This is a genomic window from Pseudorhodoferax sp. Leaf274, assembly GCF_001422445.1.
In the GTDB taxonomy this organism is placed as follows: domain Bacteria; phylum Pseudomonadota; class Gammaproteobacteria; order Burkholderiales; family Burkholderiaceae_C; genus Pseudorhodoferax.
This window is the reverse complement of sequence record NZ_LMNA01000012.1, coordinates 226,833-246,896: the sequence shown is the minus strand read 5'-3', so window position 1 is coordinate 246,896 and position 20,064 is coordinate 226,833. Positions and strand designations below refer to the sequence as shown.

At 66.3% G+C, this 20,064-nt stretch carries 14 protein-coding genes; 10 read left to right on the top strand and 4 right to left on the bottom strand.

Annotated features, from left to right (window positions below; genetic code table 11):
* Positions 1-148: 148 nt before the first annotated feature.
* From ASF44_RS15190 to aspS, 10 genes are all read left to right on the top strand, one after another.
* Complete coding sequence (locus ASF44_RS15190; RefSeq protein WP_056900063.1) at positions 149-4,000, top strand: FAD/FMN-binding oxidoreductase; 3,852 nt, start codon at positions 149-151, stop codon at positions 3,998-4,000.
* A 9-nt stretch (positions 4,001-4,009) separates the two neighbouring features.
* A complete protein-coding gene (locus ASF44_RS15185; protein ID WP_056900062.1) occupies positions 4,010-4,423 on the top strand; it encodes a gamma-butyrobetaine hydroxylase-like domain-containing protein in 414 nt (137 codons plus the stop codon).
* A gap of 98 nt (positions 4,424-4,521) precedes the next feature.
* Entirely contained in the window at positions 4,522-5,253 is a 732-nt protein-coding gene (gene ubiE, locus ASF44_RS15180; RefSeq protein ID WP_056900061.1) for a bifunctional demethylmenaquinone methyltransferase/2-methoxy-6-polyprenyl-1,4-benzoquinol methylase UbiE, read from the top strand.
* Positions 5,254-5,292: 39 nt separating this feature from the next.
* Positions 5,293-6,300 (top strand): Tim44 domain-containing protein, encoded by a 1,008-nt coding sequence (locus ASF44_RS15175; RefSeq protein WP_056900060.1) that lies wholly within the window; start codon positions 5,293-5,295, stop codon positions 6,298-6,300.
* Between the two features lie 129 nt (positions 6,301-6,429).
* Positions 6,430-6,894, top strand: coding sequence for an SCP2 sterol-binding domain-containing protein (locus tag ASF44_RS15170; protein ID WP_369820927.1), 465 nt, complete (start codon positions 6,430-6,432; stop codon positions 6,892-6,894).
* A 34-nt stretch (positions 6,895-6,928) separates the two neighbouring features.
* A complete protein-coding gene (gene ubiB, locus ASF44_RS15165) occupies positions 6,929-8,500 on the top strand; it encodes a ubiquinone biosynthesis regulatory protein kinase UbiB (RefSeq protein WP_056900058.1) in 1,572 nt (523 codons plus the stop codon).
* Between the two features lie 30 nt (positions 8,501-8,530).
* Entirely contained in the window at positions 8,531-9,976 is a 1,446-nt protein-coding gene (locus tag ASF44_RS15160) for a sodium:solute symporter family protein (RefSeq protein WP_056900057.1), read from the top strand.
* Positions 9,977-10,044: 68 nt separating this feature from the next.
* Positions 10,045-10,398 carry an FmdB family zinc ribbon protein gene (locus ASF44_RS15155; protein WP_056900056.1) on the top strand — a complete coding sequence of 118 codons (354 nt, stop codon included), beginning with the start codon at positions 10,045-10,047 and terminating at the stop codon, positions 10,396-10,398.
* Positions 10,399-10,408: 10 nt separating this feature from the next.
* Entirely contained in the window at positions 10,409-11,038 is a 630-nt protein-coding gene (locus ASF44_RS15150) for a DUF502 domain-containing protein (protein WP_056900055.1), read from the top strand.
* A 78-nt stretch (positions 11,039-11,116) separates the two neighbouring features.
* A complete protein-coding gene (aspS, locus tag ASF44_RS15145) occupies positions 11,117-12,919 on the top strand; it encodes an aspartate--tRNA ligase (RefSeq protein WP_056900054.1) in 1,803 nt (600 codons plus the stop codon).
* Between the two features lie 24 nt (positions 12,920-12,943).
* Here aspS and ASF44_RS15140 read toward each other — a convergent pair whose 3' ends face one another.
* From ASF44_RS15140 to prsK, 4 genes are read right to left on the bottom strand one after another with little or no spacing between them, the layout of a single operon-like run.
* Positions 12,944-13,726: a serine protease gene (locus ASF44_RS15140; protein WP_056900053.1), complete on the bottom strand. Its 783-nt coding sequence runs from the start codon at positions 13,724-13,726 to the stop codon at positions 12,944-12,946.
* The gene (gene prsT, locus ASF44_RS15135; RefSeq protein WP_056900302.1) at positions 13,726-16,506 is read right to left on the bottom strand and encodes an XrtA/PEP-CTERM system TPR-repeat protein PrsT; all 2,781 of its coding nucleotides are present in this window, start codon (positions 16,504-16,506) and stop codon (positions 13,726-13,728) included. The genes ASF44_RS15140 and prsT overlap by 1 nt, the downstream gene beginning before the upstream one ends.
* Positions 16,507-16,544: 38 nt before the next feature.
* Complete coding sequence (gene prsR / locus ASF44_RS15130; protein ID WP_056900052.1) at positions 16,545-17,909, bottom strand: PEP-CTERM-box response regulator transcription factor; 1,365 nt, start codon at positions 17,907-17,909, stop codon at positions 16,545-16,547.
* Positions 17,906-20,020: an XrtA/PEP-CTERM system histidine kinase PrsK gene (prsK, locus tag ASF44_RS15125; protein ID WP_056900051.1), complete on the bottom strand. Its 2,115-nt coding sequence runs from the start codon at positions 20,018-20,020 to the stop codon at positions 17,906-17,908. The genes prsR and prsK overlap by 4 nt, the downstream gene beginning before the upstream one ends.
* Positions 20,021-20,064: the final 44 nt, after the last annotated feature.

The window sequence follows — 20,064 nt, the reverse complement described above, 5'->3', positions numbered from 1 at the left end:
GCCATGTGACAAAACGATTTAAGCGCAGTGACTGTCATGCGCCCATGCGGGCTTTCCATGGTCCGCGCAGATCGGGACGCTGATTGTTGCGCTGCGGTAACATCCACCCCCGCCTGCGCCGGGCCGGCGGGCTTGAGCACGACCCCCGATGAATGCCCCGAATACATTGAACCAGCTGCTGGCGCCGGCAGAAGACACGCAGCGCCTGCGCGAGATCCCCTACAACTACACCTCTTTCTCCGACCGCGAGATCGTGGTGCGGCTGCTGGGCGCGCGCGCATGGGACCTGGTGCAGACGCTGCGCGGCGAGCGCCGCACGGGCCGCTCCGCCCGCATGCTCTACGAGGTGCTGGGCGACATCTGGGTGGTGCAGCGCAACCCCTACCTGCAGGACGACCTGCTGGACAACCCCAAGCGCCGCGCGCTGCTGGTGCAGGCCCTGCAGCACCGGCTGGCTGCGGCCGAAGAACGCCGAACGCCGCAGTCCGACCCCGGCCGCGATGCGCTGGTCGGCGAGCTGCTGGAGGCCGCGCGCCAGGCCGTGGCCCGGTTCGACGCCGATTTTGCCGAGATCGCCACCCTGCGCCGGCGCGCCCGCCGCACGCTGCAGCGGCTGACGGCCAAGGACAACATCAAGTTCGACGGCATGGCCCGCGTGGCGCATGTGACGGATGCGACCGACTGGCGCGTGGAATACCCGTTCGTCGTGCTGACCCCGGACACCGAGGCCGAGATGGCCGGCATGGTCGCGGCCTGCATCGAGCTGGGCCTGACCATCATCCCGCGCGGCGGCGGCACCGGCTACACCGGCGGCGCGATCCCGCTGACCTGGAAGAGCGCGGTCATCAACACCGAGAAGCTCGAGGCCATGACCGAGGTCGAGCTCGTCGCGCTGCCTGGCGTGGAACAGCCGGTGGCGACGATCTGGACCGGCGCCGGCGTGGTCACCCAGCGCGTGGCCGACGCGGCCGAGCGCGGCGGCTATGTGTTCGCCGTCGACCCGACCTCGGCCGAAGCCTCCTGCATCGGCGGCAACGTGGCCATGAACGCGGGCGGCAAGAAGGCCGTGCTGTGGGGCACGGCGCTGGACAACCTGGCGTCCTGGCGCATGGTCACGCCGCAGGCGCAGTGGCTGGAGGTCACGCGCCTGAACCACAACCTGGGCAAGATCCACGACGTGGAACTGGCCAGCTTCCAGCTGGAGTATTTCGAGGCCGACGGCAAGACCCCCGTGCGCAGCGAGCGCCTGGACATCCCGGGCCGCGTGTTCCGCAAGGAAGGCCTGGGCAAGGACGTGACGGACAAGTTCCTGTCGGGCCTGCCCGGCATTCAGAAGGAAGGCTGCGACGGCCTGATCACGAGCGCGCGCTGGATCGTGCACCGCATGCCGGCGCACACGCGCACGGTGTGCCTGGAGTTCTTCGGCAACGCCAAGGACGCCGTGCCCTCGATCGTGGAGATCAAGGACTTCATGTTCGCCGAGCAGAAGCGCTCGGGCGTGCTGCTGGCCGGCCTGGAGCACCTGGACGACCGCTACCTCAAGGCCGTGGGCTACGCCACCAAGTCCAAGAGCCATGGCGCGGGCCTGCCCAAGATGGTGCTGTTCGGCGACATCGCGGGCGACGACGCCGATGCCGTGGCGCGCGCCACGTCCGAGGTGGTGCGCATCGCCAACTCGCGCAGCGGCGAGGGCTTCATCGCCATCAGCCCCGAGGCGCGCAAGAAGTTCTGGCTGGACCGCAAGCGCACCGCCGCCATCAGCCGCCACACCAACGCCTTCAAGATCAACGAAGACGTGGTGATCCCGCTGCCGCGCATGGCCGAGTACACCGACGGCATCGAGCGCATCAACATCGAGCTGTCGCTGCGCAACAAGCTGGCGCTGGCCGACGCGCTGATCGACTTCTTCGGCGCCGGCAAGCTGCCGCTGGGCAAGGAGGACGATGCCTCGGAGATCGCCTCGGCCGAGCTGCTGGAAGACCGCGTGGCCCAGGCGCTGGCGCTGCTGCGCGAGGTGCGCATGCAGTGGCAGGGCTGGCTGCACGACGTGGACGCGCTGTTCCCGCAGCTGCAGGACCACAGCCTGCGCGCCAGCTGGAAGACGCAGATCCGCACGCCGCTGCAGAGCCTGTTCCCGGGCGCGGCCTTCCGGCCGCTGCTGCAGGAATGCGAGGCCATCCACCAGCGCGTGCTCAAGGGCCGGGTCTGGGTGGCGCTGCACATGCACGCGGGCGACGGCAACGTGCACACCAACATCCCGGTCAACAGCGACAACTACGAGATGCTGCAGACCGCCCACGAGGCGGTGGCGCGCATCATGGCGCTGGCGCGTTCGCTCAACGGCGTGATCTCGGGCGAACACGGCATCGGCATCACCAAGCTGGAGTTCCTGACCGAGGAAGAGGTTGCGCCGTTCGCCGACTACAAGCGCCGTGTCGACCCCGAGGGCCGCTTCAACAAGGGCAAGCTGCTGCGCGATGCAGCCCTGCCGGCCGACCTCACCAACGCCTACACGCCGAGCTTCGGCCTCATGGGCCACGAGTCATTGATCCTGCAGCAGTCGGACATCGGCGCGATCGCCGACAGCGTCAAGGATTGCCTGCGCTGCGGCAAGTGCAAGCCGGTCTGCGCCACCCACGTGCCGCGTGCCAACCTGCTCTACAGCCCGCGCAACAAGATCCTGGCCACCTCGCTGCTGATCGAGGCCTTCCTCTACGAGGAGCAGACGCGCCGCGGCGTGTCGATCAAGCACTGGGCGGAGTTCGAGGACGTGGCTGACCACTGCACCGTCTGCCACAAGTGCCTGACGCCCTGCCCGGTCAAGATCGACTTCGGCGACGTGACCATGAACATGCGCAACCTGCTGCGCAAGATGGGCAAGAAGAGCTTCCGGCCCGGCAATGCCGCGGCGATGCTGATGCTCAACGCGACCAATCCGCAGACCATCAAGTTCATGCGCACGGCCATGGTCGACGTCGGGTTCAAGGCCCAGCGGCTGGCCAGCGACGTGCTGCGGGGGCTGTCGAAGAAGCAGACCGCCGCGCCGCCGGCCACCGTGGGGCCGGCACCGATCAAGGAGCAGGTGGTCCACTTCGTGAACAAGAAGATGCCGGCCGGGCTGCCCAAGCGCAGCGCGCGCGCGCTGCTGGACATCGAGGACAAGGACTACGTGCCCATCATCCGCAATCCGCAGGCCACGAGCACGGATTCGGAGGCGGTGTTCTATTTCCCGGGCTGCGGCTCGGAGCGGCTGTTCAGCCAGGTCGGCCTGGCCACGCAGGCCATGCTCTGGCACACCGGTGTGCAGACGGTGCTGCCGCCGGGCTACCTGTGCTGTGGCTACCCGCAGCGCGGCTCGGGCCAGTTCGACAAGGCCGAGAAGATCATCACCGACAACCGCGTGCTGTTCCACCGCGTGGCCAACACGCTGAACTATCTGGACATCAAGACCGTGGTGGTGAGCTGCGGCACCTGCTATGACCAGCTGCAGGGCTACCAGTTCGACAAGATCTTCCCGGGCTGCCGCATCATCGACATCCACGAGTTCCTGCTCGAGAAGGGCGTGACGCTGGGCCAGGCCGGGGCCTACCTGTACCACGACCCCTGCCACACGCCGATGAAGCAGCAGGAGCCGATGAAGACCGTCAAGGCATTGCTGGGCGATGGCGTGGCCAAGAGCGAACGCTGCTGCGGCGAATCCGGCACGCTGGGCGTGACGCGGCCCGACATCTCTACGCAGATCCGGTTCCGCAAGGAAGAGGAACTGCGCAACAGCGAAGCGGCGCTGCGCGCGCAGGGCGTGCAGGGCGACCTGAAGATCCTGACCAGCTGCCCGAGCTGCCTGCAGGGCCTGTCGCGCTACCAGAACGACCTGCAGAGCGGCCTGCTGGAGGCCGACTACATCGTGGTCGAGATGGCGCGCAAGATCCTGGGCGAGGACTGGATGCAGAACTATGTGGGTGCCGCCAACAGCGGCGGCATCGAACGCGTGCTCGTGTAAAAGGATGCCATGGCCGGCCTGACCCCCACCACCCCCACGCCCGAGGACATCACCGTGCACGGCCAGTCGCGCGTGCTGGAGATCGCGTTCTCCGACGGCGCGCGCTTTCGCATCCCGTTCGAGCTCATGCGCGTGTACTCGCCCTCGGCCGAGGTGAAGGGCCACGGGCCGGGCCAGGAGGTGCTGCAGACCGGCAAGCGCGAGGTCACGCTGCTGGGCCTGGACCCGGTCGGCAACTACGCCGTGCAACCCGGTTTCTCCGATGGCCACAACTCGGGTATCTTCACCTGGGAATACCTGTACTTCCTGGGCAAGGAAGAGCAGCAGCTGTGGGCCGACTACACGCGCCGCCTGGCCGAAGCCGGCGTGGACCGCGACGCGCCCATGGCGCCTGCGGCCGGGCACGGCTGCGCCAGCCACTGACGGCGCCGCGCCCACTGTGGCGCAAAGCGCACCACAATCCCCGATCTGGTGCAGGGATGTGAGTCCCTGCACACCCCTTGTGTCCTAGGATTCGCAACATGTCATCCACCCATTTCGGTTTCCAGTCCGTCGACGAGACGGAGAAGGCCAGCCGCGTGCGGGAGGTGTTCGATTCGGTCGCGCCCAAGTACGACCTCATGAACGACCTCATGTCCGCCGGGCTGCACCGGGCCTGGAAGCGCTACACCACGCTGGTGGCCAACGTGCGCGAAGGCCAGCACGTGCTGGACATCGCGGCCGGCACCGGCGACCTCACGCGCAGCTTCGCGAAGAGCGCGGGCCGCAGCGGCCTGGTGGTGCACACCGACATCAACGAAGCCATGCTCCGCACCGGCCGCGACCGCCTGCTCGACGACGGCGTGGTGGTGCCCAGCATGGTCTGCGACGCCGAAGCCCTGCCCTTCGCCGACGAGAGCTTCGACCTCGTGAGCGTGGCCTTCGGCCTGCGCAACATGACGCACAAGGACAAGGCCATCGCCGAGATGTGCCGCGTGCTCAAGCCGCGCGGCAAGCTGCTCGTGCTGGAGTTCTCCAAGGTGGCCAAGCCGCTGGAGAAGGCGTACGACTGGTACTCCTTCAAGGTGCTGCCACGGATCGGCAAGATGGTCGCCGGCGACGACGCCAGCTACCGCTACCTGGCCGAATCGATCCGCATGCACCCTGACCAGCAGGCGCTCAAAGGCCTCATGCAGGCACAGGGATTCGGCCACGTGGACTATCACAACATGACCGGCGGCATGGTGGCGCTGCACGTGGGCATCAAGTGCTGAACCGCCCTTTTTTGATTTGAAGACGACGAGGAGACCTCGATGAAGTTCTGGACCGTGATTCTGGCCGGCGCACTGATGTTGACGCTGGGTACCGACGCTGACGCACAGCGCCGCATGGGCGGGGGCAAGTCCTTCGGCAAGCAATCGAACAACGTGACGCAGCGTGAAGCCGCGCCGCAGGCACCGGCCGCACCCGCGCAGTCGACCAACAACGCCGTGCCGAACAAGGCGGCCGCAGCGCCCAATGCGGCTGCCGCACAACCCAAGCGCCCCTGGGGCGCAATGCTGGGCGGCCTGGCAGCGGGCCTAGGGCTGGCCTGGCTGGCATCGTCGCTGGGCCTGGGCGAAGCCTTCGGCCAGTTCATGCTGATCGCCTTGCTGGTGCTGATGGCCATGGTGGTCATCGGTGCGGTGATGCGTGCGCGCCGCGGCGCGCAGCCACAGCAGGCCAACCGCAGTCCGTTCGCCTTCCAGGGCGCGGGCCCGGCCTCGCCGCAGGCACCCGAGGTGCCGCGCAGCTACCGGCCCGAGAACGTCGGCAACGACGCCTCGGCCCGCCCCTGGGAGCGCAACGCCACCGCGTTCGACGCAGGCACCGCGGGCGTCGGCACCACCGGCGTGGTGATCGGCTCGGGCCTGTCGGGTTCGCAAACCTGGGGCATCCCGGCCGACTTCGACACCGACGGCTTCCTGGTCGCCGCCAAGCGCAACTTCGTGACGCTGCAATCGGCCTGGGACCGCGCCGACATCTCCTCGCTGCGCGCCATGATGACCGACACCATGCTGGGCGAGATCCAGGCCCAGCTCAAGGAACGCGAGGCCCACACCGGCGGCCTGTCGAACAAGACCGACGTGGTCATGCTGGACGCCAAGCTGCTGGGCATCGAGGACCTGGGCGACGACTACATGGCCAGCGTGGAGTTCTCCGGCATGATCCGCGAGGAGCCCTCGGCCGGCCCGAGCCCGTTCCGCGAAGTCTGGAACATGACCAAGCCCAAGGCGGGCCACGTCGGCTGGCTGGTGGCTGGTGTCCAGGCACTGCAATAAAGCGCCCGCGCCGCGGTATGCGGCGCAAACGCGGAAATAATCGGGGACATGGCCACATCGTCCCCTTTTTCTTTTCTGGGCGGTCTGCTAGACCGCGTTGGCAGTTCGCTGCAGCCGCCCGCCTGGGCCGTGGATGAATTCCACCGGCGTCTGGTGCTGCTGCTGAACCATGTGCTGATGCAGGAGCCGCAAGCCATGGAAAGGCTGCTGCGCCACCAGGGCCGCGCCGTGCGCTTTCAGTGGCGCCAGTTCACCCTGCACCTGTTGGCCACGCCCGCCGGGCTGCTGGACCTGGCCGACGCGCTGACGCCGGCCGACCTGACGCTGACCGTGACCGAGGAGTCCGCGGCCGCGCTGGCGCAGACGCTGCTGCGCGGCGACAAGCCCGGCATCCGCATCGAAGGTGATGTGCAGCTGGCGGCCGATGTGAACTGGCTCATCGAGCACGTGCGCTGGGACATCGAGGAAGACCTGTCGCGCCTGGTCGGCGATGCGCCGGCCCATGCGCTCGGCCAGGTTGGCCGGGCTGCTTCCGCGGCGCTGAAGAAGTTCGTGGCGCTCGCCAGCGGCGCGCGCGGCAAGCGCCCGCTATGACGGTCGACATGGCCGCCGGCATGAAAGCCGCGCCGTGAGGCAATTCGCCCGCGGCGCCTACATTTCCTGGATCGCGCTGCGCTATGGACTGGACGAGCTGGTGCTCTCCAGCTTTCGCCAGCCCTGGCTGCGCGGGCTCACGCGCGTGCTGTCGGTGGGCCGCGACCTCAGCGCACCGCGCGGCCAGCGCCTGCGCGAGGCGATGGAGCGCCTGGGGCCGCTGTTCGTGAAGTTCGGCCAGGTGCTGTCGACGCGGCGCGACCTGCTGCCGCCCGACATCGCCGACGAACTGGCGCGGCTTCAGGATCGCGTGCCGCCCTTCCCGTCCGACATCGCGGTCGCCACGGTCGAGCGCGCGTTCCGCAAACCGCTCGACGAGATCTTCGTGCAGTTCGACCGCACGCCGATCGCCAGTGCCTCCATCGCGCAGGTGCATTTCGCCGTGCTGCGCACGCGCAAGGGCGAGCAGCGCGAGGTGGCCGTGAAGGTGCTGCGCCCCGGCATGCTGGCCACCATCGAGAACGACCTGGCGCTGATGCGCATGCTGGCCGGCTGGGTGCAGCGTGCGTCCAACGAGGCCAAGCGGCTCAAGCCGCTGGAGGTGGTGGGCGAGTTCGACAAGTACCTGCACGACGAGCTCGACCTGCTGCGCGAAGCCTCCAGCGCGGCCCAGTTGCGCCGCAACATGGCCGACCTGGACCTGGTGCTCATCCCCGAGATGTTCTGGGACTACTGCGCGCCCGATGTGATCGTCATGGAGCGCATGAAGGGCGTGCCCATCGGCCAGACCGCACGGCTGCGCGAGGCCGGTGTCGACATGCACCGGCTGGCGCGCGATGGCGTGACGATCTTCTTCACGCAGGTGTTCCGCGATGGCTTCTTCCACGCCGACATGCACCCCGGCAACATCCAGGTGAGCCTGGATCCCGCCACGTTCGGACGCTACATCTCCCTGGACTTCGGCATCGTCGGCACGCTGACCGAGTTCGACAAGGAATACCTGGCGCAGAACTTCACGGCCTTCTTCCGCCGCGACTACAAGCGTGTGGCCGAGCTGCACATCGAGTCGGGCTGGGTGCCGGCGAACACGCGGGTGGACGAGCTGGAGGCGGCCATCCGCGCGGTCTGCGAGCCCTACTTCGACCGCCCGCTCAAGGAGATTTCGCTGGGCATGGTGCTGATGCGGCTGTTCCAGACCTCGCGCCGCTTCCACGTGGAGATCCAGCCCCAGCTGGTGCTGCTGCAAAAGACGCTGCTGAACATCGAGGGCCTGGGCCGCGAGCTCGACCCCGACCTCGACCTGTGGGCCACGGCCAAGCCCTTCCTGGAGAAATGGATGATGCAGCAGATCGGCCCGCAGGCCCTGCTGCGCCAGCTGCGCGACGAGGCACCGCGCTATGCCAAGCTTCTGCCCGAGCTGCCGCGCCTGCTGGTCGACTACCTGCGCCGCGGGGGCACGTCCGGGCAGCACGACCGGCAGCTGCTGCAGCTGGTGGCCGAGCAGCGCCGGACCAACCGGTTGCTGCAGGGCATCATCTATGGCGGCATCGGTTTTGCTTTGGGCTTGCTGGCCATGCAGCTGTGGGTGCGCGTGCAGCTGTTCTGAACAACCACTCTTGACCGGAGAACTGGGATCGTGTTGCTGACACTGGTGTTCGTCTACCTCCTCGCCACCATTGCCGTGGGCCTGTGGGCCGCGCGCAGGGTGAAGACCACCGCGGACTTCGCGGTCGCGGGCAAGAACCTGCCGCTCATCATGATCGTGACGACCACGTTCGCGACCTGGTTCGGCTCGGAAACCGTGATGGGCATCCCCGCAAAGTTCGTCCAGGGCGGGCTGGGCGGCGTGGTCGAGGACCCCTTCGGCGCCGGCTTCTGCCTGATCCTGGTGGGCCTGTTCTTCGCCGCCAAGCTCTACAAGATGGACTTGCTGACCATCAGCGATTACTACCGCGAACGCTATGGCCGCGTGGTCGAGGTGGGGTGCTCGCTGATCATCATGCTGAGCTACCTGGGCTGGGTCTCGGCCCAGGTCACTGCGCTGGGCCTGGTCTTCCACCTGCTGTCGGGCGGCGCCATCGGCATCGCGACCGGCATGGTGATCGGCGTGGTGTCCATCCTGGCCTACACGCTGTTCGGCGGCATGTGGTCGGTCGCCGTGACGGACTTCATCCAGATGATCATCCTGGTGGCCGGCCTGGCCGTGCTGGCGGTGTTCGCCGGACAGATGGCCGGCGGTGCCGACAAGGTGATCGACCTGGCGGTCAGCCGCGACCTGTTCAAGTTCTGGCCCGAGCCCAGCCTGCACGACATGCTGTTCTTCTTCGCCGCCGCCATGACGATGATGCTGGGCTCGATCCCGCAGCAGGACGTGTTCCAGCGCGTGATGTCGGCCAACAGCGTCTCGGCCGCCACCAAGGGCCCCGTGATCGGCGGCACCATGTACATCCTGTTCGCTTTCGTGCCGATGTTCCTGGTGGCCAGCGCGCTGATCATCATGCCCGAGCAGACCCAGGCGCTGCTGGCCGACGATCCGCAGAAGATCCTGCCCACGCTGGTCATGGAGAAGATGCCGTTCGTGATGCAGGTGCTGTTCTTCGGTGCGCTGCTGTCGGCCATCAAGTCGACCGCATCGGCCACGCTGCTGGCGCCTTCGGTCACCTTCACCGAGAACATCTGGCGCCAGTTCGTGCCGCGCACCAGCGACAGGCAGGAACTGCTGACCATGCGCATCACGGTGCTGGTGTTCAGCGCCTGTGTGCTGGCGTACTCCATCGCCATGCAGGGCACGTCGATCTACGAGCTCGTGTCGGGTGCCTACCAGGTGCCACTGGTCGGCGCCTTCGTGCCACTGGTGTTCGGCCTGTACTGGAAGCGCGCGAGCACCCAGGGGGCCATCCTGGCCGTCATCGCCGGCATCGGCACCTGGCTGGCCGTCATGTACTCGCCCTGGGGCGAAGTATTCCCGGCGCAACTGGCCGGCGTGCTGGCCTCGGTGGCGGGCATGCTGGCCGGTTCGCTGGCGCCGCAGTGGATCGCCGATCGGCACGCCAGCCACCGCCCGCTCGTGCGCAGCACCTGAAGCGCTTCGCGGGCGGGCCGCGGCCTATAATCGAGGGTTTTTTTGAGCCCACCTGCGCCCGCCACGCCATGCCAATCTATGCCTACCGATGCGAGTCCTGCGGCCATGCCAAGGATGTTCTGCAAAAGATCTCCGACGCGCCGCTGACCGTGTGCCCGCAATGCGGGGCCGAGGCATTTCGCAAGCAGTTGACTGCCGCCGGCTTTCAGCTCAAGGGCTCGGGCTGGTACGTGACGGATTTCCGCAACAACGGCAACGCCGCTGGCGGCGCGCCCGCGGCGAAGCCCGGCGAGAGCGCACCCGCGCCGGCCGGCGATGCAGCGGCCAGCCCTGCGCCGGCACCCGCACCGGCGGCTGCCACTGCGGCCGTCGCGCCCGCCGCCAGCCCTACGCCGTCCACCCCGTCGTCCGGCAGCACCTGAGCGCCCGCCGATGAACGCCTTGCGCAAATGGCTGGCCACGGGCCTGCTCGTCGTGGTGCCTGCGGTGATCACCGCCTGGGTGCTCGAGTGGGTCATCAGCGCGCTCGACCAGACACTGCTGATCCTGCCCTCCGCATGGCATCCGGACCGCCTGCTCGGCTTCCACGTGCCCGGCTTCGGCGTCTTGCTGGCGCTGGCCATCCTGCTGTCGGTCGGCGCCGTGGCCAGCAACTTCCTCGGGCGCAAGCTGGTCGACTGGTGGAACCACCTGCTGCACCGCATTCCCATCGTGCGTTCGATCTATTCCGGCGTGAAGCAGGTGTCGGACACGGTGTTCTCGGAAAACGGCAACGCCTTCCGCACCGCGGTGCTGGTGCAATGGCCGCATGCCGGCATGTGGACCATTGCCTTCGTGACCGGCACGCCGCGCGGCGACACGGCCAACCATCTGCCGCCGCAGGACTACCTGAGCGTCTACGTGCCGACCACGCCGAACCCGACCGGCGGCTATTTCGTGCTGGTGAAGGCCAGCGATTGCGTCGAACTGCGCATGAGCGTCGATGAGGCGCTCAAGTACATCGTTTCGATGGGTGTGGTGGCGCCGGTGATGCCGCCCGACCCGAACCCGACATTGCGCTGAGCCTGCGGGGCCGGCGCTTTCTCCTCCAACGGCGCCGGCACAGGCGCCAAGACCTCCGAGCTGGATATGGAATCTCAAATGCGTACCACCTACTGCGGCCTCGTCAGCGAAGCGCTGATGGGCCAGACCGTGACCTTGTGCGGCTGGGTCAACCGTCGGCGCGACCACGGCGGCGTGATCTTCGTGGACCTGCGCGACCGCGAAGGCTACGTGCAGGTGGTCTGTGACCCCGACCGTCCGGAGATGTTCGCCACCGCCGAAGGCCTGCGCAACGAGTTCTGTGTCCAGGTCAAGGGCCTGGTGCGTGCGCGCCCGGCCGGCACGACCAACGACACGATCCAGAGCGGCAAGATCGAAGTGTTGTGCCAGGAGCTGACGGTGCTCAATCCGTCCGTCACGCCGCCGTTCCAGATCGACGACGAGAACCTCAGCGAAACCACGCGCCTGACGCACCGCGTGCTGGACCTGCGCCGCCCCTACATGCAGAAGAACCTCATGCTGCGCTACCGCGTGGCCATGGAGGTGCGCAAGTTCCTGGACGCCAACGGCTTCATCGACATCGAGACGCCGATGCTGGGCAAGTCCACGCCCGAAGGCGCACGCGACTACCTGGTGCCCAGCCGCGTGCACGACGGCCACTTCTTCGCGCTGCCGCAGTCGCCCCAGTTGTTCAAGCAGCTGCTGATGGTGGCCGGCTACGACCGCTACTACCAGATCACCAAGTGCTTCCGCGATGAGGACCTGCGCGCCGACCGCCAGCCCGAGTTCACCCAGATCGACATCGAGACCTCGTTCCTGGGCGAAGAAGAGATCCGCGCGCTGTTCCAGGGAATGATCGAGACGGTCTTCAAGAACACCCTGGGCGTGGACCTGGGCGAGTTCCCGGTCATGACCTACCAGGAGGCAGCCCACCGCTTCGGCTCGGACAAGCCCGACCTGCGCGTGAAGCTGGAGTTCACCGAACTCACGGACATCATGGGTGATGTGGACTTCAAGGTGTTCTCGGCTGCCGCCAACGGCAAGGGCGGCCGCGTGGTTGCGTTGCGCGTTCCCGGTGCGGCGAAGGAAGGCACGGGCCTGTCGCGAGGCGAGATCGACGCCTACACAGAGTTCGTCAAGATCTACGGTGCCAAGGGGCTGGCTTACATCAAGGTCAACGAGCTGGCCAAGGGCCGCGACGGCCTGCAATCGCCCATCGTGAAGAACCTCCACGACAAGGCCCTGCAGGAAGTGCTGGCCCGCACCGGCGCGCAGGACGGTGACCTGCTGTTCTTCGGCGCCGACAAGGAGAAGATCGTCAACGACGCGATCGGCGCCCTGCGCATCAAGATCGGCCACAGCGAATTCGGCAAGAAGAATGGCCTGTTCGAGAACCGCTGGGCACCGCTGTGGGTGGTGGACTTTCCGATGTTCGAGTTCGACGAGGAATCGCAACGCTATACCGCCGTGCACCACCCGTTCACCGCGCCCAAGGACGGTCACGAGGACTGGATGGTCACCGCGCCCGAGAAGTGCATTTCCAAGGGCTACGACATGGTGCTCAACGGCTGGGAGATGGGTGGCGGCTCGGTCCGTATCCACCGCGCCGACGTGCAGCAGAAGGTGTTCGACGCGCTCAAGATCAGCGCGGAGGAAGCCCAGCAGAAGTTCGGCTTCCTGCTGGACGCGCTGCAGTACGGCGCCCCACCGCATGGCGGCCTGGCCTTCGGCCTGGACCGCATCGTCACGCTGATGACGGGTGCCGAATCGATCCGCGACGTGATCGCCTTCCCCAAGACGCAGCGCGCCCAGGACCTGCTGACGCAGGCACCGGCGCCCGTGGACGAGAAGCAGCTGCGCGAACTCCACATCCGGCTGCGCAACCCCACCGCAGCCGCCTGACACGCGGCGTGCACCCAGGGTCGGTCAGCGCGGCTGGCCCTGGTGCCGTTGCAGCAGCGGCACGATGAAGTTGGCGGGGATCGCGTAGGTGATGCCCGACGGCTGGGACAACGCGGTTTCGCGCGTTCCGCGGACGTAGACCATGTTGATCACCGCGATCACCTGGCCGGTGGCGACGTCGAACACCGGGCCGCCGCTGTTGCCCGGATAGGCCGTTCCATCCAGCTGGAAAATGTCGAAGCTGCCATCGCGCGCGTTGCGGATGGCGCGCGCCGAGAGCGCCTGGCCGTTGGCGGCCGGCAGCACGATGGGCGTGATCGACGACACCATGCCCCGGTGCGTCACCGGCGAAAAGCCAAGCGCCCCACCGATCGGAAAGCCGGTGTAGGCGATGGTCTGGCCTTCCTTCACCGCATCGGAATCGCCCAGCGCCAGCACCGGTGCCGGGTCGCCCGAGAAGCGCAGCAAGGCCAGGTCGCGCAACCGATCGATCTCCAGCACGGTGACCGTGCGCATCTGCAGTTCGCGGCCCATCCGCACCTGCACCACGAGATCGGAGCCGTCCGAGGGCTCATCCGGCTTGGGCAGCACGTGCGCATTGGTGATGGCCAGGTTGCCGTCGCCCGCCACGAAGCCGGTTCCGCGCAGGTTGAAGCGCGGGCTGCTCGTGGCCTTGTACGTGCCGACGATCAGGATCGAAGGTTTGGTCTTTTCGATGAGTTCGACGAACTGCGCCTGCGCGGACTGGACGCACAGCAGCCAGCCAACCCCGCAAAGCGCGATCCATCGACGGCGCGTGGCAGCCATCAGAGGGTCGCGCGCAGTTTCTCGACTTCCGCCTGGCCAGCGAACTTGTCGCCCTGCTTGGCCAGATCGTCCAGCAGTTGCCGCGCCTCGGTCTTCTGGCCGGCCTTGGCATAGATCCGGGCCATGTTCAACTTGAACAAGGGGTTGTTCCCCTGCAAACCAAGCGCCTTGGTCTGCAGTTCGATGGCCTTCTTATAGTCCTGCTTGTCGGCCAGCAAGGCGGCCCAGGTGTCGATGAAAGCGGCTTCGTTGGGCACGAGCTCGTTCGCCTTCTCGGCATAGGACAGCGCGTTGTCGCGCTTGAGTTCGGACGAAACCCAGGCCAAGTTGTTGTAGGCAACGGCATTGTTCGGCTGCTTCTTGACCACCTCGAGGTAGATCTTCTCGGCGTCGGCCATGCGCTTCTCGCCCATGGCCATTTCCGCCTGGAACATCGGCACCACGATATCCGTGGGCTGGGCCTTGCGCCAGGCGTCGGCCTGGCGCTCCGCCTCGGCGCCCTTGCCGGTGGAGCGCAATGTCGTCAGCAGGCGCACCATTGCTTCAGACGACGGGGCAGCCTTGAGACCGGATTGGTAGGCGACCAACGCCCCGGCGGCGTCCTTGTTGGCCATGCGCGCATCGCCCTCCAGCACGAAGCCGACGGATTCTGTCGGACGCTGTTTCTGGACCGTGCGTGCGATCGCGATGGCATCTGCAGCACGTCCCTGTTCGAGGCGCACTGCGATCAGCCGGCGCTGGGCATCGACCAGATTGGGCTGCAACTCAAGCGCGCGGCGCAACGACTGATCGGCCGCAGCCGTGTTCTTGTCCAGCATCTGTGCATCCGCCAGCCGCACCAAAGGCGCAGCAGACTGCGGCTGCAGCGCCGCCACACGCGCCAGCATGGTGGTGCCCTGGTTCATGTCGCCGGCCGCGATCTGCGCCCTGCCAACCGCATCCAGCAAGGCTGGATTGTCTGGCAGCGCTGCCAGCCCCGCCTGGGCCACGGACACGGCTTGCTTGACGTCCTGCTCCCGCAGGAGGTAGTCCACCAGCATCACCCGCGGACCCGCTTCCGTCGCATCTGCGTCGATGGCCTGCGTCAGCAGATCGACGATGCGCTTCTTGTGATCGCCAGGCTCGCGGGCCTGCATTTCCGCCAGGGCGACCATGGCTCGCGCATTCTTCGGCTCACGCGCGAGCAAGTCCTCGAAGCGCTTGCGCGCCTGCTCGGGCTTTCGCTCAGCCATGTCCAGCGTGGCCAGCGCCGCGATGGAGGGGAAGAAATTCGGGTCATGCGCCAGGGACGACTCGAAGCTCTTGCGTGCACCGCCGAGATCGTTCTTGGCCAGCAACGCGCTGCCACGCAACTGCCCGATCGCGGGCGAGTTTTGCGCTTTCTTTTCCAGGCCATCGATGGCCTTGAGCGCCTTGTCGAATTCGCGCCGCCGCATCTGCGTGCTGATGAGCGCCATGTCGGCGGAGGTTCCTGTGTCGCTTGCAGCAATGTCCTGGAGTTGTTCCAGGCCAGCTTCCAGCTTGCCGCTCGCCATCTGCGACATGGCCAGCGCGGTACGCTTGCGACCATCGGTGGGATCGAGCTTGCTGGCACGCGCAAAGTACTCTTCCGCCTTCTTGGCATCGCCTCCCATCAAACTCACTTCGCCGGCCAGAGAGAGCAGCGTGGGATCGGCAGTGGCATCGTTGATGACCGGTGCCAACGTGGCTTGCGCCTTGGCGGCCTGGCCAGCGCGCAGATACGTCATCGCCAACCAGCGGCGAGCCATCGACAGGCTGCCGTCACCCTGGACCGCCTTTGCCAGATACTCTTCGGCGGTCACCAGCGCATTGCGTTGCAGTTCGATGCCCCCGGCAATCTCCAGCGCGCGCGCATTGGTGGGAGCGGCACGCAGCAGATCCTGCGCGAGTTGCCGGGCCTTCGGGAAATCCTTCTTGGCGTAAGCGAGTTGGGTGTCCAGGTAGATGGTTTCCGGATGCTTCCCCATGACCTTCCTGAGCGTGGCCATGTCCTTCTCGGCATCGTCCAGCTTGCCTTGCCGCGTCAGGATCCCGACAGCACCAAAGTACCCCCGCGCATCGTTGGGCTGCGCCTCGATCGCTTTGCGGTACGACGCCAGCGCGTCATCCGGCCGGTTCAACGCGTACTGAAGGATGTCACCCTTGAGCCGCCACGCATCACCATTCTTGCCATCCCGCTGAATCAGCCCGTCGAGCAACGCCAACGCGCCGTCCGTGTCCCGGGTTGCCAGTTTCTGGCGCGCCTGCAACAGCAGCGCGCCCGGATTCTGCGGTTCAGCGGCCAGAGCCTTTTCCAGCGCCTTCGCGGATGCAGCCTGATCGCGCTCGGCCGCATAGGCACTTGCCAGCGCGGTTTGCAGTTCCGCGATCGCCGCGGGAGCCGTCAATTGCGTCGCCGAAAACTCCTCGATCAATTTCTTGCTCTTGCCCTGCAGCAGCAGCGCTTGTGCAAGCTTGGGAACCACCCGGTCGTCCGGCTGCTTGAGTTCACTGGCTTTGCGCAGTTCGATCTCTGCCGCGGCCGGATCGTTTGTGGCGAGCAGGGACTGCCCCAGCAACAGCCTCGCCTCTGCCGAATCGGGCTGCTTCTGCAGCAGATTCTTGATCTGGATGGTGGCGGCCTTGTAGTCGTTCTTGGCGATGTAGTCCTTGGCAGAGGACAACAGCGATTCCGGACTGTCGCCGCCGCAGCCGGCGAGCAGCAAGGCGACGGCAGCAGCGACTGCGACGGTAGCGAACGTAATCTTCTGGCGTGGCATGGAAAAACTCCCTGAGTTGGTCTCGACGAAGGCAGGGCTCATTTCAAGCCCAGTCGGTGCATGAGGTCGTACAGCGTGGGCCGGCTGACGCCGAGCAGTTCCGCGGCCTTGACGATGTTGCCGTTGACGCGGCCCAGCGCGGCGATGATGGCGGTACGTTCGGCCGCATCACGCACGGCCCGCAGGTCTAGCGCAGGGTCCAGGCCTTCGGCAGGCTCGGGCGCGTCCAGCCCGATGTCGTCGCGCACGATCTGGTTGCCATCGGCCATGATGACCGCGCGCTTGATGCAATTTTCGAGTTCGCGGATATTGCCCGGCCAGCCATGCGCTTCGATCGCGCGAACGGCGTCTTCGCTCAGGCTGACAGATCCCCGGTTCTGCTCTTGTGCAAAGCGACGCACGAAAGCATGGGCCAGAAGCGCTGGATCGCCCACCCGCGCGCGCAGGGGCGGAATGTTCACCACGATCTCGGCCAACCGGTAATACAAGTCCTCACGGAAGCGGCTCTCCTTGCTGAGGGCCTTGAGGTCCTGGTGCGTGGCGCAGACGATCCGCACATCGACCGCAATCTCTTGCCGACCGCCCACGCGCTCGATGGTGCGCTCCTGCAGGAAGCGCAGCAGCTTGGCCTGCAGGGTGAACGGCAGGTCGCCGATCTCGTCGAGCATCAAGGTGCCGCCGTTGGCGGTCTCGATCTTGCCGATCGTGGTCTTGGCGGCGCCGGTGAAGGCGCCCTTCTCATAGCCGAAGAGTTCGCTTTCGAGCAAGTTCTCCGGAATCGCGGCGCAGTTGATGGCCACGAATTTGCCGTTGCGCCGTGGCGACGCCTGGTGCAGCCCCTTGGCCAGCACCTCTTTGCCCGTACCGCTTTCACCAAGCAGCATGACGGTCGCCGTGCTGTTGGCCACCTTTTCGATGGTGCGGCACAGGCGCAGCATCTCCGGGTCGCGCGTGATCAAGCCGCCAAGCGCATCGGGCTGCTGCATGGACCGCAGACGGCGGTTCTCCTTCTGCAGTTCGAACAGGCGAAACGCCCGGTCCACCGTCAGGTTGAGCACGTCCGGGTCGAACGGCTTGGGCATGAAGTCGTAGGCGCCCATGGCCACTGCGCGCAAAGCGTTGGCCTGGTCGTTCTGGCCCGTCAGGACGATGACCTTGGTGTCGGGCTCCACCGCCAGGATCTGCTCCAGCAGCTTGAATCCCTCGGTGACCGAGTCCGCGTCCGGCGGCAACCCCAGGTCCATCGTCACGACCGGCGGACAATGCCGACGCAACTGCACCAGCGCGGACTCGCGATCCAACGCGGTCACCGACTCGAAACGGTCCAGCGACCACTTGATCTGCTTTTGCAGCGCCGGATCGTCTTCGACGATCAACAGCGCGCGCATTTTTTCCGAGCTCATGCGTTCTCCAATGGCTGCAGGACGGATGTCGAGTGGGCGTCGAACAACGGCAACAGCATCATGATCACTGTTCCGCGTCCAAGTTCGCTGTCCACCTGGATTTTTCCACCCAGTTCCTGCACGTACTGATAACTCTCGTAGGCACCGATGCCCATACCCGCCTGCTTCGTGGTCTGAAATGGCTTGAACAGGCGTTCCCGGACGAATTGTTCGGACATGCCGCGCCCGGTGTCGCCGACTTCGACCACTGCCATGCCGGCTTCGCGCCGCAGCTTCAGCCAGACACGGCCTGGAGGCTCGGTGGCATCGAAGGCGTTCTGCACCATGTGGCCAATGATGCGTTCGAGCCGCTCATCCTGGCCGCGCGCGACGACCTGGTCGTCGAGGTCGAGTTCCAGTTCGCGACCGCGGCCTTCGGCCACCCGGGCGATGCGCTGGGCAATGACCGCCAGACCCACGCCATGCACGGTTCCGGTTGGCTTGGCTCCCTCGCGCAATTGAAGCATCAGCTGCCGCATCTTGTCCAAGGAATTCTCGACAGTCATGAGCATGTCCTGCTGGAACTCAGGGTTGCCTTGCAGCCGCTTGGCGTTCTTCATCATCAGGGACAGCTGGGTCACGATGTTCTTGAGGTCGTGGACCACGAACGCGGACATCTTGTTGAAGGCGTCGAACTTGCGCACCTCCAGCAAGGCCTCGGTCGCCTGCATCTGCGCCAGGAAGCTGGCGGCCTGCCGGCCAGCCGTCTTCAGCAGGTCGTTGACCTCCCAGTTGACGTCCACATCGGCGCGCGCGCTAGCCAGCACGACGAAGCCGATCAGCTCGTCACCAACAGTCAAGGGCACGATGAGCCAGGCCTGCAGCACCTCTTGCAACCAGGCCGGCAACGCGAGGTCTCCGTAGCGCTGGGGAAACGAGCGGTACTCCTGCAGGTTGATCACCCAACCACTGTTCAGCAAGAAACGACAAAACGCAGAGTCTGCCTCTTCCTTGTCCTTGGGCGCCGGCATGTTCCAGGTCGCCGAACACCGCAACGTGCTCTCGCCCGGGCCGCGCAGCCACAGGCAACCCGCCGGACTTTCCAGCATGTCGGCCAGGCCCCGAATCACCCTCTGGCCCATCGCCAGCGGCGACCGGTCGTTCGACAGGGTCTGGGTGAAGCGCAGCCATTCCTCCCGGTAGTCGTAGCGGTAGCGGAAGAAGTGCTTGCCCAGCGTCACCCGCAGGCGCGAACGCACCGTGCCGGACATCAGCAGCACCATCATGCCCACCGAGGCAACAGACACCAACGCCAGTTGCAGCGCCCGTCCCCAGTCGCCACCGAAATAGCGCACGTAGTAACCAACCGCGGAAATGAAGATCAGGTAGACGCCTGCGAGCACCAGCGTGGCCGAATGGAAGATCGCCGTGCGTGAGACGCGCACCTTGCCGACCCAGTCGCTGCGGCCGGTCATCGACAACCACATCAGCGGGACCATCACCGCATGCAGCAAGCCGCGCACGCTCACGGCGTCGAGGTCAGGTCGGCTGAACAGCACCGCCTGCGAGAACACGTACAGATCGAAAAGGAAGATGCCGGCCAGACCCAGGCACAGCGGCTTGAGACTCCAGCGCACGTCGTCGGCCACGCTGCGGTAGACCTGTTCCAGCAAGAACAGCGCGAAGACGGGCAGCGCCATGGCGCCCAGCAGTTGCCACTGGCCCGACACAGCGAGCGCATCACCGCCCTGGAGCAAGCTGTTCAAGCGCACCGCCAAGGTGCCCCCGACCAGCAGTGCAGCGACCACACCCGCCCAACCGAAGCGACGCGCCAAAGATCCCCGGCGCTCAGGCCTCCACAGCAACAGCAGGAATCCAATCCAGCAGGCGTAGCGCAGGCAATCTGCCAGCAAGCTGAATTCGAACAGCCAGGGCGGTGCCCCCAGCAATGTGGCAAGCACCACAAAGGCCCAAATCGCCGACGCCACGACAGCACCCAAGAGCAGGCCTGGCGAGACTTTGTGTGTGGCCCAGAGCGTGTGCTGACGCACCAGCGCCACGGCGAACGCGGCGAAGGTCAGCCCGGTAAAGGCATACCCCCAGATGCTCAGCAGGATGTTGGGACTGTCCACGCGACTTTCTACTCAGAGCGCGTGCAGCCCTGCGCCACGCACGG